Source organism: Dawidia cretensis (assembly GCF_018598175.1).
Taxonomy (GTDB): Bacteria; Bacteroidota; Bacteroidia; order Cytophagales; family Cyclobacteriaceae; genus Ohtaekwangia; species Ohtaekwangia cretensis.
In genome coordinates this window covers 95,423-111,513 of the sequence record NZ_JAHESE010000017.1, presented here as the reverse complement: position 1 = coordinate 111,513, position 16,091 = coordinate 95,423, and the positions used below count along the sequence as shown (strand labels likewise).

At 53.3% G+C, this 16,091-nt stretch carries 8 protein-coding genes; 5 read left to right on the top strand and 3 right to left on the bottom strand.

All coding sequences use genetic code 11. From position 1 onward, the window contains the following. Nucleotides 1–275 precede the first annotated feature (275 nt). Nucleotides 276–1,106 carry a sensor histidine kinase gene (locus KK062_RS16835; protein WP_254085494.1) on the top strand — a complete coding sequence of 277 codons (831 nt, stop codon included), beginning with the start codon at nt 276–278 and terminating at the stop codon, nt 1,104–1,106. On the opposite strand, the gene KK062_RS16830 is transcribed toward KK062_RS16835, so the two are convergent. Next, complete coding sequence (locus KK062_RS16830; RefSeq protein WP_254085493.1) at nt 1,098–1,730, bottom strand: response regulator transcription factor; 633 nt, start codon at nt 1,728–1,730, stop codon at nt 1,098–1,100. The two genes, KK062_RS16835 and KK062_RS16830, sit on opposite strands and share 9 nt — an antisense overlap. A gap of 113 nt (nt 1,731–1,843) precedes the next feature. Here KK062_RS16830 and KK062_RS16825 point away from each other — a divergent pair, with 113 nt between their 5' ends. The 3 genes from KK062_RS16825 to KK062_RS16815 all read left to right on the top strand — a co-directional run bounded on the left by KK062_RS16825 (nt 1,844) and on the right by KK062_RS16815 (nt 10,740). Beyond that, a complete protein-coding gene (locus KK062_RS16825) occupies nt 1,844–7,447 on the top strand; it encodes an alpha-2-macroglobulin family protein (RefSeq protein WP_254085492.1) in 5,604 nt (1,867 codons plus the stop codon). A gap of 191 nt (nt 7,448–7,638) precedes the next feature. Further along, entirely contained in the window at nt 7,639–9,063 is a 1,425-nt protein-coding gene (locus KK062_RS16820; RefSeq protein ID WP_254085491.1) for a hypothetical protein, read from the top strand. A gap of 117 nt (nt 9,064–9,180) precedes the next feature. Next, on the top strand, nt 9,181–10,740 hold the full coding sequence (locus KK062_RS16815) for a hypothetical protein (protein WP_254085490.1): 1,560 nt from the start codon (nt 9,181–9,183) through the stop codon (nt 10,738–10,740). A 9-nt stretch (nt 10,741–10,749) separates the two neighbouring features. Here the strand turns inward: KK062_RS16815 and KK062_RS16810 are convergent, their stop codons facing one another. After that, nucleotides 10,750–13,260, bottom strand: a complete 2,511-nt coding sequence (locus tag KK062_RS16810) for an Hsp70 family protein (protein ID WP_254085489.1) — start codon at nt 13,258–13,260, stop codon at nt 10,750–10,752. Next, nucleotides 13,257–13,580, bottom strand: coding sequence for a hypothetical protein (locus tag KK062_RS16805; protein WP_254085488.1), 324 nt, complete (start codon nt 13,578–13,580; stop codon nt 13,257–13,259). Before KK062_RS16805 ends, KK062_RS16810 begins: the two co-directional genes overlap by 4 nt. Before the next feature lie 95 nt (nt 13,581–13,675). Between KK062_RS16805 and pbpC the strand changes: the two genes are divergently transcribed. Next, complete coding sequence (gene pbpC / locus KK062_RS16800) at nt 13,676–16,036, top strand: penicillin-binding protein 1C (protein ID WP_254085487.1); 2,361 nt, start codon at nt 13,676–13,678, stop codon at nt 16,034–16,036. Nucleotides 16,037–16,091 lie beyond the last annotated feature (55 nt).

Genomic DNA, 16,091 nt, shown 5'->3' with positions numbered 1-16,091 from the left:
TCACAGCACCGTTGTTTTTTACGTTGGAAAAATCGAACTTATACAAGAATCCTAAGACCTGCCGTGCCCTGATCTATTCCCTTGAGTATCATTGGCTACTCCCCGCACACCTGTTGTCGTGTCTCTGTTTCCAGTACATGCTACGGACGCTTTTGCAGTTACATCTGTGCGGGTGGCGGTATCTAGCGTCAGAACGAGGAGCTGTCGGTAGGTGTGATATTTTAGTAATGTATTTATTAGTGACAGGTATAACTTCAACCTTTTCAGTTAGCTATATGGTAACTACCTATATTCTGGTGGCTCTTGGCAGCGCAATCTTTACCGGCTTGCTGGTGTATCTCTTTGGCGGAAAAAAGGCTCCGAAAAAGACGTCGCGCAGCGGGACAGAACCTGCGGCCGAATTAATTCCGTGGTCGCGTGTGAATGAGTTTATCGAGCACGATCGCCAACGCATTTCCAGCGACCTGCACGACGAGCTTGGTACCGTGTTGAGCCTGATACACTTAGACCTGGAATTGGTGATGCGCGAAGCCGACGCCCTGCCGCCGCACATCGAGGCGAAGCTCATAACGGTCAAGAAGAATCTCAACCTGACGATTGAAACCATCCGCAACATCATTTGGAATCTGTCACCGGATTTTATCGAAGGTATGAGCCTGAACTTTGCCATTCGCGAGCTGTGCCATAAGCTGGACGCGATGAAGGGCACCCACGTACACTTTGTACAAAGCGGTACACCCGTACCGATTCAGCAACGACAAAAGCTCAGCTTATTCCGCATGGTGCAGGAGCTTTTTTCAAACGCCATCAAGCATTCCAATGCCTGGAACATTTCGGTACATATACATTGGGACAATGAAAACCTGACCATCACAGTGGAGGACGATGGTTCTGACTATCGCCGTCAGGAGCACGAGCAAAAAACTTCCGGCATGGGTATGATCAACCTGTTGAAGCGGGCCAACAGCATCGGCGCTACGTTGCGTCGCGAAGATGTATCGCCCCGCGGGTTGCGCGTGATCATTGAGTTTAACCTGCAGCAGCAGAAAGATACTGCTTCCAACAAGTTCCCCGCCATGCCCACGGCGGCCGACGTGTTAACCTAACACGCCGTTCTCATACGCATAGGAGATCAACTCCGCCACGTTGCGGGTCTTGGTCTTTTGCAGCATATCTTCGCGGTAGCTATTGATGGTATTCTCTTTCAATGCCAACCGTTCGGCAATTTCCTTGCTGGATTTACCCATTTTCAGGTATATCAATATATCCGCTTCACGTTTGCTGAACTGAATGGAAGGAGCAGCAACAACGGCTTCTTCTTTCAGCAACGACGGGTGGATCATCGGGGTAATATACTGGCGGTTGTCCAATACGGTTTCGATGGCTTTTTTGATTTCTTGAGACTCGCTGTTTTTGAGCAAGAAGCCGTGCACCCCCAGGCGTACCAGGTGGGTGATCATGCCTTCGCCGTTGTATTGTGTCAGGATGATAATGCGCAGGTCGGGGTATTGTCGTAGCACCTGGCGGGCGACTTCAATGCCATTCATGCCGGGCATGCCGATGTCCAGCAACAGCAGGTTAAAACGATGCTCCTGGAGCATTTCCAGGGCTTCCGGGCCACTACCGGCCTGGCGCAGGTTTACATCGGGAAAGAGCCGGGTCAGCACAAGCGCCAATCCTTCACGAAAAAGGGATTGGTCATCAACAGCAAGGATCGAAAGAGATTTCATGGTAACAGTCGGTAAGGTTTCACAAAGTACTTTAAATTTGAGGAAAAAGACACCCCTGATTTATCAGGTAGTCGCCTGTCCGCTAAACGTCATTTTAACGCTTCGAACGCTTCATGAAAAGTTTTTCCTGGAAGAAAATCGGCCTTGGTGTGGCCGTCATAGGCATTATTGCCTCTGGAATTTTCTATTTCACCACGTCAACCGGGTCTAAACCGGGCCCCAGTTACATCAACCCAGCTTTTGGCGAGTACATCTCGTCATACACGGCGGGTGTCGTGTCGTCGGGTACGACAGTACGGATTGTCCTGGCCACCGATGTCGTGGACTCGTCACTGATCGGGCAGGAGAACCCCGCCAAGCTCTTTTCCTTTAGCCCGTCCATCGACGGTAAAACCGTCTGGCTTGACCGCCGCACGGTAGAGTTCCAGCCCGACAAGCGTTTGATCTCGGGACAGATCTACGAAGTAAACTTTGCCCTGTCGAAGTTGATGCCGGAGGTTGCCGCTGAGCTGAGCACGTTTGCGTATACCTTCCAGGTTATGCCGCAGAACTTCGAGATCGGAGTCGACAATGTAAAGCCTTATATCAAGACGGAGTTGAAGCGACAAAAGATTGAAGGCAACCTGTATACCGCCGACTTTGCCGAAAAAGATGTGGTGGAAAAAATGCTGACGCCCCGCCAGGAGGGTAATACGCTTAAAATAACGTGGACACATAATCCCGATGGCAAGCAACATGCTTTCGTCGTGGAGGATGTAGCGCGCAAGGATAAAGCCAGCGAGGTAACATTGTCCGTGCAAGGTAAACCACTGGGCATAGACCGCGACGAGGATAAAGTAGTAGAGATACCTTCCCTGGGCGACTTCAAGCTAATGCAGGCCCGCGTGGTACAGCACCCTAACCAGTATGTTGTACTGCAGTTCTCCGATCCCCTGAAAGAAAAACAGGACCTGACGGGCCTCATCTCCATGGCCGAAGCGGGCACGCTGGACTTCGAGATCCGCGACAACGAGATCAATGTATACCCCCCGGTACGGCAGACAGGCTCCAAGGTGATTCGCATCGAAGCGGGCATTCGCAACATCCTGGACTATAAAATGAAAGATGCTACGACGACCGAGGTTGTATTCGAGCAGGTATCACCGTCCGTACGCTTTACAGGTAAGGGTTCTATTCTGCCGAGCAGCGATGGCATGGTGTTGCCATTCGAGGCGGTGAACCTCAAGTCGGTAGACGTTACCATTCTCAAGATATTCGAACGTAACATCCTGCAGTTCCTGCAGGTAAATAATATTCAAGGCGAGCAAGAGCTGCAACGCGTAGGCAGGAAGATACTGAAGACCACGGTGCAGCTGGACAACGCCGGTGTTACCGACCTGGGCAAATGGAACCGCTATACGCTTGACCTGTCGAAAATGATCAGTACCGAGCCAGGTGCCATCTACCAGGTAAAGATTTCATTTAAGAGATCCTACTCTACCTATACCTGTGAAGGTGGCGGAGAAGAAGAGGAGGTTGTAGACGAGAATGTCGGCCAGTTCGAGGACGAAGAATCCAACAGCTATTACGACGAAGGAGGTTACGACTACGAGGATTATTACTATTATGAAGACTACGACTGGGAAGAACGTGACAACCCTTGCCACTCTTCGTATTACACCAACAACCGCGCTATTAAGCGCAACGTGCTGGCATCGGACTTGGGCATTACCGCCAAGCGAGGCGACGATGGCAACACGCTGGTGTTTGTGAACGATCTGAAAACAACGCAACCGCTGTCAGGCACGCAACTCGAGCTCTATGACTACCAACAGCAGTTGATAGGCTCAGCCACGACTGACTCGGAAGGCAAGGCAACGATGCTCACCAAAGAAACACCATTTGCGCTGATAGCAAAGAACGGCCAACAACGCGGCTACCAAAAGCTGATGAATGGCGATGCGCTTTCGGTTAGTAACTTTGATGTAACGGGCGAAGTGATACAGCGTGGTCTAAAGGGCTTCCTGTATGGCGACCGTGGCGTATGGCGCCCGGGGGACTCGCTGTACCTCACCTTCATTCTTGAGGACAAAAACAAACAGTTGCCGGCGACACACCCCGTGGTGTTTGAAATGCAAAACCCGCAAGGGCAGGTGGTAAACCGGCTGGTGCGGTCGGGTTCCGAGAACGGCTTCTATTCTTTTGCTACCGCTACGGCCTCCGATGCGCCTACCGGCAACTGGACTGGCCGTGTGAAAGTAGGTGGTACCGAGTTTACACAAACTTTGAAGATCGAAACGGTTAAACCCAACCGACTCAAGATCAACCTCGACTTTGGCACCGACAAGTTTACCTCGGCTACCGCCACGGGTAAGCTGGATGTAAAATGGCTGCACGGCGCACCTGGCCGCAACCTGAAGGCCGAGTTCGACATGCTGCTGTTAAAAGCCCCGACAACCTTTGCCAGGTACCCGGATTATGTCTTTGAAGATCCCGCCCGCGAGTTTTATAGCGAGGCGCAGCCGGTATTCGAAGGTATGACCGACGATGAAGGTAAGGCCACCGTCAATGTAAGTTTAGAATCCACGTCGGCCGCCCCAGGTTTCCTCACGGCGGTTTTTCGTGGGAAGGTATTTGAAGAGAGTGGTAACTTCAGCACCGACCGGTTCAGCATTCCCTACTATCCATACGAGTCGTACATCGGTATGAAGGCGCCGGAAGGCGAGAAGTATAGTGGCATTCTCTATTTCGACAAACCGCATACGTTCAACCTGGTAACATTGGATGAAACCGGTCAGGGCGTATCGCGCGATGATATTGAGGTGTCGGTATATAAGCTTGGCTGGCGCTGGTGGTGGGATAATTCGGAAGAGAGCATTGCCAACTATATAGAAGGCTCGTACTCGAAGCTGGTGAAGAGCGACAAGGCCAGGACCGTTGACGGCAAGGGTAACTGGACAATTGAAATGAAAATGGGCGAGTACGAGTACGGTCGTTACTTTGTGCGCGCCTGTGATCCCGTCTCGGGCCACTGCACAGGACAGATCGTCTATATCGACGAGCCGGGCTGGTACAGCCGCGCCCGCGATGATGACGACTCGCGTGGCGGTGCGACGATGCTTTCGTTCACCACGGACAAGACGAACTATAATATTGGCGAGAAGGTAAGCATCACTATTCCTAGCAGTGCACCGGGTGGCCGTGCGTTGGTAAGCCTTGAGAACGGCAGCCGTGTGCTGAAGACCTATTGGGTAGAGACGCAGCAAGGCGAGACCAAGTTCAGTTTCGATACTTCGCCGGACATGGCGCCGAATATTTACGTGCACGTATCGCTGTTACAACCGCACGCGCAGACGGTGAACGATCTGCCGATACGGTTGTATGGCGTGTCGTCCATTCGCGTGGAGGATCCCAAGACCCACCTCGAGCCGGTTATCACCATGCCTGACGAGCTCGAGCCGGGTAAAGAGGTTACGATTCGCATTTCCGAAAAGACCAACCGCAAAATGACGTATACCGTCGCCGTGGTGGACGAAGGGTTGTTGGATATCACCCGCTTTAAAACACCCGATGCCTGGAACCGCTTCTATGCGCGCGAGGCATTGGGCGTTCGCACGTGGGATGTATTTGATGATGTGATGGGAGCCTTTGGCGCCCGCCTGGAACGCCTGCTGGCAATCGGCGGTGATGCCGAGCTGGCAGCCAAGGAAGACGACGCCCGCGCGAACCGCTTTAAACCGGTGGTGAAGTACTTCGGCCCGTATACCCTGAACAGTGGCACCAACAGTCATACGTTCGTCATGCCGCAATATATCGGGTCGGTTAAAACCATGGTGGTAGCGGGCTACGAAGGTGCCTATGGCAAAGCCGAGAAGGCTACGCCCGTACGCAAGCCGTTGATGGTGCTGGCTACGCTGCCGCGTGTGCTGGGCCCGGAAGAAACGGTTAAGTTGCCGATAACGTTGTTTACGCAGGAGAAAGGTATTAAGAATGTAAAAATAGATGTGAAGGTATCGGGTCCGCTACGCCTGGCCGGCAATGCCAGCCAGTCGGTAGCGATGCCGACGAATGGTGATCTGACGGTAGATTTCGATCTGGCGGTAAAAGCAGAGGCCGGTATTGCGAAAGTAGAAGTGACGGCCAGTTCGGGTAAATTCCAATCGACCGATGTGATCGAGATCGAGGTGCGGAACCCGAACACCCCCGTGACCAAGGTAACGGAGTCGGTGTTGGAGGCCGGCAAGAGCTGGGCCGCCGAAGCAGTGCCGTTTGGTATAACGGGTACCAATACGGCTGTGGTGGAGGTCTCAAACCTGCCACCGATCAACCTGGGCAGTCGTTTGAAATACCTCATTCAGTACCCGCACGGTTGTATCGAGCAGACAACGTCGTCGGTATTGCCACAACTATACCTCGCACAGGTGAAGGAGCTGACCGAGCTCGAAAAGAAAAATATCCAACGCAACGTGACAGCGGGTATCGAGCGGTTGAAGTCCTTTATACAAAGTGATGGTGGCTTTGGCTACTGGCCCGGTCCGGCGGAACATTCTGATCCGTGGGGGACCACATACGCCGGCCACTTCCTGGTGGAAGCCGAGGCGAAAGGTTATTACGTGCCGGCTGACATGTTGAAACGCTGGAAGAAGTACCAGAAAAACAAAGCGCAGGAATGGCGTCGCAACGATAACTATTATAACAACGACCTGATGCAGGCGTATCGCCTGTATACCCTGGCGTTGGCCGGTGCGCCGGAGATGGGGGCCATGAACCGACTGCGTGAGTTGGGTAAACTCAACACCACGTCCGCGTGGATGCTGGCAGCGGCTTACGCGAAGGCGGGTCAGCCTGAGGCTGCCACGAAACTGATCACTAACCTGACGACTACGGTGAAACCGTATCGTGAGCTGTCGTATAGCTATGGCTCGGATGTACGCGATAAGGCGCTGATCCTGGAGACGCTCGCGGCGCTGGGCGACAAGACCAAGGCCTTTGCCGTGCTGAAAGAAATATCGAAGTACCTGGGCGACTACGGCTATTGGATGAGCACGCAGGAGACGGCCTTCTGTCTGAAAGCCATCGGAGCTTTTGCCGGTATGGAGAAACGCGGTACGCTGAAGTTCTCCTATGTCCTCAACGGCAAGACGGTGCAGGCCAGCACCGAGCTGCCCGTGGCGCAGGTAGCCATCCCGCTGACGGGGCTGCGCAAGGAAAGTGTTAAGATCACCAACGAAAGCGGCGGCATGCTGTTTACACGGCTTATCATGGAAGGCACGCCGGCCCGCGGTGCGGAGGAAGACGCGCAGAGCAACCTGACGCTCAGCGTGCGGTATACAGACACCGACGGCAAAGACCTGGACATAACGCGGCTCGAACAAGGCACCGAGTTCCTGGCCGAGGTTACGGTCATCCACAACGGCACGCGCTCGTCGTATGAAAACCTGGCCCTGTCGCAAGTATTCCCGTCTGGCTGGGAAATCAACAACCTGCGTATTACTGACGATGAAGGCCAGTTGGCCAACAGCTCCTTCCAATACCAGGATATTCGAGACGACCGGGTATATACCTATTTCAATCTTTCCGCCACGGAGCGCAAGACGTTCCACGTCAGTCTGACGGCCGGTTACGCCGGTTCGTACTATCTGCCGGCGGTCAACTGTGAGGCTATGTACGACAAGAGCATCTACGCCCGCAAAAAAGGGCAGGTGGTGGAGGTAGTAAAAGGATCACCGGCACAATAGCCACAGCGGTATTTGTATAGTATAAAGATCTCCGGGTAACTCCGGAGATTTTTTATTTCTAAGATACCGTACTTATCTATACCTTTCCGGGAATGCAGTACAGGTCTCCTTATGCGCTTCTATATCTAAACGGTTATCATCCCGACCCTCGGTCCTGGAATGAAACCCAGAGGCTACGAATACAAAAAGATTTGTTGCTGGAACTCGAGCATCAAGGTGGCGATATGCTGCGGGTCGGAAGTGACGCATGGACCAAAGACGACATTCTTAAGCTGATAGGCGCGCTACGGCCGGCGAAAGAGCGCATGTTTCACAAGTGGATTGAAAGCCATCCCGCCCTGTTGGGATTGCTGGAGTGGGGGCAGGTGCCCGAGGAAGGGCCACGGTACGAACCCTGGTTAGTAGCCGAACCCGCCTTTGAATCCTTTCAGGATTTTATAGCCCCCTATTTGGTGGAGTCGATTGGCCGCGGAATGAATCAGTCTTTTGTACAGCGTGATTTCGCCAGGGTACGACGGTTTCTCGAAGTGGCCACATTGTTAGTGCCCACGCGAGCGGAAGAGATACTGGCGCGGCTGGCCCATTTGTTGGACGATCAGGCGCAGGCGCTTGAGCGGGTGGAGTCTGACAAAGCACCATTTGATCGCGAGTGGTTTGGGTATATTACACCCGACTTTATAGCGTTGTTGAATGGCCTTCCGGAAAGTCATGCCTCCCTTCGCGAATGGTTAAGCTTGTGCCTCGTAAACTTGCTGGCGAAAAAAGCGACAGTGCTCAACTTTTCCAGCAACGCATACAATTGCATGCTGGAATTACGATGTGCTCCGCCTATACGGAGCGTGTTGATATCCAGCTACCGCACCTTCAAAAGGCTTCGTTATGTGCTACTAGCAAGCAAAGTACTAGGTATTCTGGTGGGCCTGTGTATACTGGTCTATGGTCTTATAGTGCTCGTTCGTATCGATCCGCTTAATCCATTTTATCCACCAGGGCCGGAGACCCGCACTGTATTGCGTCGGGCCGAAGAAGAGATTCCCACCATAGAGGAAACCTACTGCAGCTATCGCAATCGTCTGCGAACTATCGTTCAAAAACAGCTGACGCCTGCCGGCGCCGACTCCATGCGGTATATATTGTTAACGAATCCCCAGGTAAACAACGAGCATACCTTGTGGCATCATGCCGTACCGGGTACGCATCTATCGAACTATAAACCTACGGCCGCGCGGATGTTGACGATTGTGAACGGGTCGCAGTATGATGCCGTACTGTTTGTTATAGGGGATTCGGCTTTATACAATGGTTTTCTCTCCAGAGGAGAATCATTACGAACGTCGATCAGCATGCGCGACCAGGTGGCCTTTTATGTAGGCAACAGCTGGCAATCTCCCGGTAGTATAAAACGCGGTGTGTATCCCTGGACCGATGTAAAAGCACAGTACGGGATTTTTACCAAAGTTGATACCACCACGTTGGTGCTGTTAGATAAAACCTATCACCTTCCTGCCGGCACGGGTAAAAAAAACGCACGTGTTTCGTTGACCACCGGTAACGGTGGGTTACAACTTATGCCCGACAATGTATTATTGGAGAAAATATCGCAAAAGCGCCCTTAAACGCCTTATTTGGTGGCCCGGATAAACTTTACTTCCAGGTGAATTATACTGCACGTAAGGTTTGGCCCCCAAATAGAAGCCGGGGAAAGTGTGTTTGCGGTATCTTTCCAACGTATCATGCAGTACCGATCGCCCATTCCCGTTTTGCAATATGCCGGAGCTCCGCAAGAGCAACCCGATGTAAACAACTTGCTCCGCATTCAGAAACGGTTGTTGATCGAGCTCGACCATGGTGGCACAGGCAGCTTGCAGGTGGGAACGCAGTCGCTTACCAAAGACGACATCCTGACGTTGATCGAAGACCTGAAGCAACAACAGTCCTACCTGTTTCATCAATGGATATACGATAACCCCCGCCTACTGGCCCTATTGGAAAAAGGCACTGCGCCCGCAGCCGGCCCGTTATATGACCGCAACCTCAGCTATCGGGCGGAGTTCAGACAGTTTAAGATTTTTATATCACCCTACCTGGTACAACCGGTAGGGAAGGGTATCAATCAAGCCTTTCTAAAACGAGACTTTGCAACGGCTCGTTCTTTCCTCTTAGCCCGCCATTTGCTGGAATCGACGTTCTTCGACGACACCTTCGGCAAGCTTGGGCATTCGCTCAAGTCGCTGGCAGAGGAGCTCAAACGCACGGAGAGGAAAGAGATAAGCTTTGTGCCGGGGCACTATGATTTTGTAGACGGTACGTTCATTGATTTCCTGAACGACCTGCCCGAGGCGCTTTCGCAGTATCGAGAGATGCTGGCCATTGCGCTGATCAACCTGTCGGTAGAGATACAACGTACGTATGCCGATTTTTGTCAGCGTATATACTCGTACCTGCAAGGGCTCAATTGCAGCACGGAGACCAAGCGGATCATCATGCAAAATCGCGCCATCTTTAACCGTCATCAGGAGAAGCAGGAGGCGAAGTCAAGCAACAGTGACTCACGGTCGGGGTGTGGCGCCTTTATTGGCATCGCGTTTTTTATCATCACGTTGCTGCGTGTCCTGATCAACCTCGCCGACGACGATGATCATGGGTATACAGGGCCCAACTTAAATCAGACCAGCATTCCCGGTACGGGTATCACACGTTCAGAAATGGGATATCAAACCTTTACTGCACAGATTCGTAGTATTGTGAAGCGACAAATGACGGTTCAAGGGAAAGACTCGATTGCCGAGGTGATCCGCCGGCAGCCGCCATACGTTCCGCCTACCGGCACGCCGCTATATCCTGACTTCTGCGAGTCTCTGCTGAGCTATCAGCCGTCAAGCTCCATTCCCTCCCAACTGCTCAATAATTCAGATTATGATATCGTGATCTTTCTACGTAACCAGCAGGCCATATACACTGCATACCTGGCGAAGGGACAAAAGATAGAAACGAAGATGGAGCTTCAAGATGTTCTGTCGTTTTATGTCGGCAATGACTGGTCGTATGACGTCACCTTCAAAGCACACCTGCTTATGCGCGCCGGCGTTGAGCGTACTGTGCGTGGTGCATTTTTGTCGCCGGATTCCACAACATTAAACTATCTGAAACGATCCTATCAGTACATCGGCGCCTATCCGTCTCACGGCGTGGCGGCCATTGTATTTACTTCGCCGGCTAAAGACAGCCTGCAGGTAGTAGGATGCAACAATACGCATTTTACAGAATACGAAGGCTTTGCCAGGTATAAGTAAGAACAGACATCACCCGATGCCCGTTCCTTTAAAGTTCTTCAGACGTACATACTCGCTCTTATCCGGTAGCAGTTGAAGCAGGTTGAGGTTGATTACTTTCAACTCGTTATAATTCTGTCGCTCCAGAGCCTTCTCACCTTGCTCCAGGTAGCCTATCGCCCGCTGCTTGTCTGTAAACTCATCTTTCGATCGCCCGGCGAGGTCGTAATACAGGCTGATCAGGAAATCACGCGAATTAAGCAATACGTCGTTTAGAATGATGCGCAGCTGTTTGGTCTTCGCTTCCACCAGGAAAACGCTTTCCGACGCGACAAAGCCCGGCTCGCTGTCGATGGCCTGCTTATACTGGGTTTCATATTTCACACGCGCTTCATCGCTTTGGCTGAACTCATAGACCAGGCGACTTTTAACCTCAAAGTATTCTGTCCGCGCGGCGGTCAGTTTGCGGAGTCTTCCGAGCTGATCGTATTTCTGGGCCAGCTTGCGCTTACGTTCTTCCAGGTGATACTTCTCGTCGCTGTTAAGCGATGTGTTCAAGTTGTCCAGGCCCTGACGGATCACCATAGCCTCTTGCAGGTATGTATCGAGCTTGCCGGCCGTTTCATAATCTTCAGTCGCCTCATTTTGGCGCAGCTCGGATTTCAGCTTGGCAATGAGAATGTCAACTTCCTCTTCTAGTTTTCCAATGCTCACATACCGCTCCGACGGGCTGAAGACGTTCTTGAATTCTTGTTCCGTCATGCTGAGGTATACATTCACGTTGATGTCGCGTGACTCGGAGATCTCCAGCTTGATCTCGAGGTCCGATCCTTTGACCAGGTCGGCGTTCAGCTCCTCGGGGTTGATCTCGATCAGACCAATCACCTGGTTGGTCGAGGGAAAAGCAAAGCGATCACCTTCCAGGATGCTGACAATCAGTTTATCCTTGCTGTTCTTATAGATCGTTTTAGAGACTTCGCGGTAGATGGTCTTCTTCAGGGGCAAGACACTGTTCTTACCAAAGATCAGCTCCAGCTTGGTCGTGCGCTCTTGCAGGTCGTCTACTTCCAGGCAGATGTCGTTGGGCAGCGGCTGGCCGTGAATGTTATACTTGCCCTGCACGATCTCGATGGGGTCGATCTCGGCCTCCACAGGGTCGTTACGGTCGTCGAAGAATTTCACCTGGAACCGGCTTAACTGACCGGGCAACAAGGTGAGATACTCGCGTATTTTTTCTGTGGCTTTCTTTAACCCCGAGTCATAACCACCGTCTTCCCGTTGGATACGATAATGTAGATTCGTGATGTCGCCTTCCAGCGTAGCGAGAAATAGCTCTTCGGTGTCCATGCTGGTCTTGAGATACGATGCTTTCACGCGTATGCGGGCCGTGGTGCTGGTACTCCTCGGCTGCGCCGGGACGTCGGCCTGTGCCTCGGCCCGTTTCGTGGCGGCATATTGCGCAGCCCCTACCACAACGGCGGTAGTAGGATCTACCGATGCATTCACACCGATGTTTAGCTTGCGTTCAATCAGCTCGCGTACCAACGGTATATACGTGCTGCCCCCTACCAACACGACCTGTTGAATGTCGGTCGTGGCCAGGGCATTGCGTTGCAGCAGCTCGTTGATCAGGTCGATGGTATACAAAGCCTTGTCTTCAATGCAGCTGTTGAAGTCGGCGCGGGTGAGCGTTAATATGATATCCTGTATATCGCCGGAATCATCTTCTACCGAAATTTCCACTTCGGTTTGTGGGCTGACGGAGAGCTCTTTCTTGGCGTTCTCGGCTTTGTGTAGTAAGATTTGATACAAGCGCTTAAACTCAATCGCCTGGTTGGCCGCTTTTGCCTGCAGGTTTTTCAAGTTGGGGCGCTGGAAAAGTTGCTTGAGAATGATTCGCTCCACCAGCAGGTTGTCGAAGTCCAGACCGCCCAGGTAATTGTCGCCCTTGTGATCGATCACGGTCAGCTCAGCATCGGAGATGGAGACAATGGCTACGTCAAACGTGCCGCCGCCCAGGTCGTACACCAGCCACTTGCCTTGTTTCTGCCCGCCATCGCTTTTGTTGGCAAAGGCCAGGCACGCGGCGATGGGCTCTTGCAGCAACACGACTTCTTTAAAGCCGGCTTCGTAGCCTGCCTTCTTGGTGGCGTTGGATTGTACCGTGTCGAAGGATGCCGGTATGGTAATGACCACCGACGGTATAGCAGGGGCGTTGTGCACAAAGGTCTTAAGTTCTTTCAATACCAGGGCCGAGAGCTCGATGGGAGTTTTCTGCGCCTGCAGGTTTTTGACGAAGAATGTTTCCGATGTTCCCATCTTGCGCTTGAAGCCGCCGAATACATTCTCGGGGTCTTTCTCCACATACTCGCGGGCTTTATCGCCAATCAGAATTCGATCGTTGCGAAAGCCCACGACAGACGGCAGTGTCTCTTTGTGGCCGATGGGATTTTTATATACTTCAATGGTCCCGAACTGCCCTTTCGCAATAAGCGAGTTGGTGGTGCCCAGGTCGATGGCAAAGTCAATGGTGCTACTCATACGGTACGATGTTCAACTATAACGACGGCTTTCTGCACGATGGTACGATTGCCCGCGGTATCTTTTTGAAAGACTATGGGTTTGATCACCTTGGTGATATACATCGATGCGTCTACCAGGTCGCCGACGATGCTCGCCACGCAGTCGGTGCGTGTATCGGTATATTTTTCATGCAGGGGGCTGTGGTATTGCAGTCCGAGCTCGTCGAGGTGATGACGCAGGCGCTCCATGTTGCGGCCCAGGTCCGCAGGGTCACCTTTGCTGGTGTTTTTTTGCTCGATCTCAAAGATCTGGTTTACCAGGTTGATCAATGCACTCATGCGAAACGGTAGCGGTTAGATAGTATGGATAATAATTCTCAGGCGGTGAATTTAGTAACTCCCGGCCGCCAGGAAAATGGTATTTTTGCCCAAACATGTCACGGGGGTTAAAATGGAAAATTAGTACAGTCTTGCTGGGGGTCGCCCTGGTAGTCTACTACTTCTCGTTACCGGCCACGCTTTTTACCGATCCCTACTCCACCGTGCTTGAATCGGCCCGCGGCGACCTGCTGAGCGCCGCCATCGCCCCCGATGGCCAATGGCGATTCCCGGAAACGGACACCGTTCCGGAAAAATTTACAGTGGCCCTGATGGCGTACGAAGACAAGCGTTTCCGCAGCCACCCGGGGGTCGACGTGCTGTCGTTGGGCCGCGCGTTCCGCCAAAATCTGGCTGCCAGGCGCGTAGTGAGCGGGGGCAGTACCCTTACCATGCAGGTGATACGGCTGGCCCGGAAAGGAGAAGGGCGGACTGTCGGTGAAAAACTGATCGAGATCATCCTGGCCACCCGCCTGGAGTGGCGGCACAGCAAAGACGCGATATTGGCCCTGTATGCCTCGCACGCGCCGTTTGGCGGCAACGTGGTGGGCATTGATGCCGCGTGCTGGCGGTACTTTGGCCGCGATGCGCGATCGCTTTCCTGGAGCGAGGCGGCATTGCTGGCCGTGTTGCCCAATGCCCCTGCGCTGATCCACCCCGGCCGCAACCGCGCCCAGCTCAAAGCCAAACGTGACTGGCTGTTGGAGAAGCTGCGCGACCAAGGGCATATCGATGCCTTCACCTGCCAGCTGGCGCAAGAAGAGCCTATTCCCGAAGAACCCTTGCCGCTGCCACGCAACGCGCGACACCTGCTTGCGCGCATGCAGCAGGAGGGACTTGCCGGCCACACCCTGCGGTCCACGCTCGACCAGCACGTGCAGCAACGCGTCGAACAGATTATACAAGACCACCACCAACGACTGCTGGGCAACCAGATCCATCACGGTGCTGCCATCGTCGCGGAGGTCGCCACGGGCCGGGTACTGGCCTACGTTGGTAACGTAAGCAATACACGCAATTACCGGGGCGACGATGTCGATGTAGCCCGCGCCCCCCGCAGCACGGGCAGCATTCTCAAGCCATTTCTCTTTGCGGCTTCGCTTGAAGAAGGAAAAATATTGCCCGGTACATTGCTGCCCGATATACCGATCTTTATCAACGGCTTTACCCCCAAGAATTTCTCGAAAGACTACGACGGCGCCGTGGCCGCCGACCGCGCCCTGATCCGCTCACTCAACGTGCCGGCCGTAAACCTGCTGCGCAACTACCGCTACGAAAAATTCCATACGTTGTTAAAAGACCTGGGCATGACCACGCTGCAGCATCCGCCCGATCATTATGGACTATCGCTCATTTTGGGCGGCGCCGAAGGCACCCTCTGGGATATCACCGGCATGTACGCCTCCCTGGCCCGTACGCTCAATCGCTATTTCACGTTGGCCGGTGCCAATAAGTATATACTACAAGATATACACCCGCTGACATACAGGCTCGCATCCGTCGATACCACGGCTGTCGCAGGCGAAGCTTCCTCCGTGCTGGACGCTGCGTCGATCTATCAAACCTTTGACGCGTTGAAAGAGGTATACCGCCCGGGCGAAGAATCAGGGTGGCGCTACTTCAACAGTGCAAAAAAGATTGCCTGGAAGACGGGCACCAGCTTTGGCTTTCGCGACGGCTGGGCTGTAGGCGTAACGCCCGACTACGTCGTGGGCGTATGGGTAGGCAATGCCGATGGCGAAGGGCGTCCCGGGCTGACCGGCACGGATGCTGCTGCACCAGTGATGTTTGACATATTTTCACAGCTGCCCGGTAATCGCTGGTTCGCGCGACCGGAAGCTGAAATGACCAGGATTACCGTCTGCGCCAAAAGCGGCTATCGCAACAGTCCGCTGTGCGACGAGGTCGCCACGCGCTGGGTACATAGCCGCGGCCTGCAGACGGGCGCTTGTCCCCTCCACCGCAGGGTACACTTATCAGGCGACCGCAAGTATCGTGTTCACAGCAACTGCGAGCCGGTAGACCGCATGGTAGACGTAAATTGGTTTGTCTTGCCGCCCGCGCAGGAATATTACTTCCGTCCGCATAATGTGTCGTACCGGTCGTTGCCACCCTTTCGCAAAGACTGTCAGCCTTCCTCCGCAGTGGTGGCAATGGATCTGATCTACCCGAAACCCGGCGCCCGTATCTACATCCCCCGCGACCTCAACGGCCAGCTGGGCGACGCCGTCTTTGAGCTGGCCCATCGCAACCCGCAGTCTACCGTGTTCTGGCACCTCGACGGCGAGTATCTGGGCAGCACGCAGCGTCATCACCACCTCACGGTCCGCCCCGGCCAGGGGAAGCATATCCTGACCATTATGGACGAAAGCGGTGACATGCTGGAGCAGCGCTTTGAAGTTCTGTCTAAAATGTAAGCAACTGATAAGTAGACATTTAATTGGTTTTTGTTAAATCATTACTAAGTTTGTA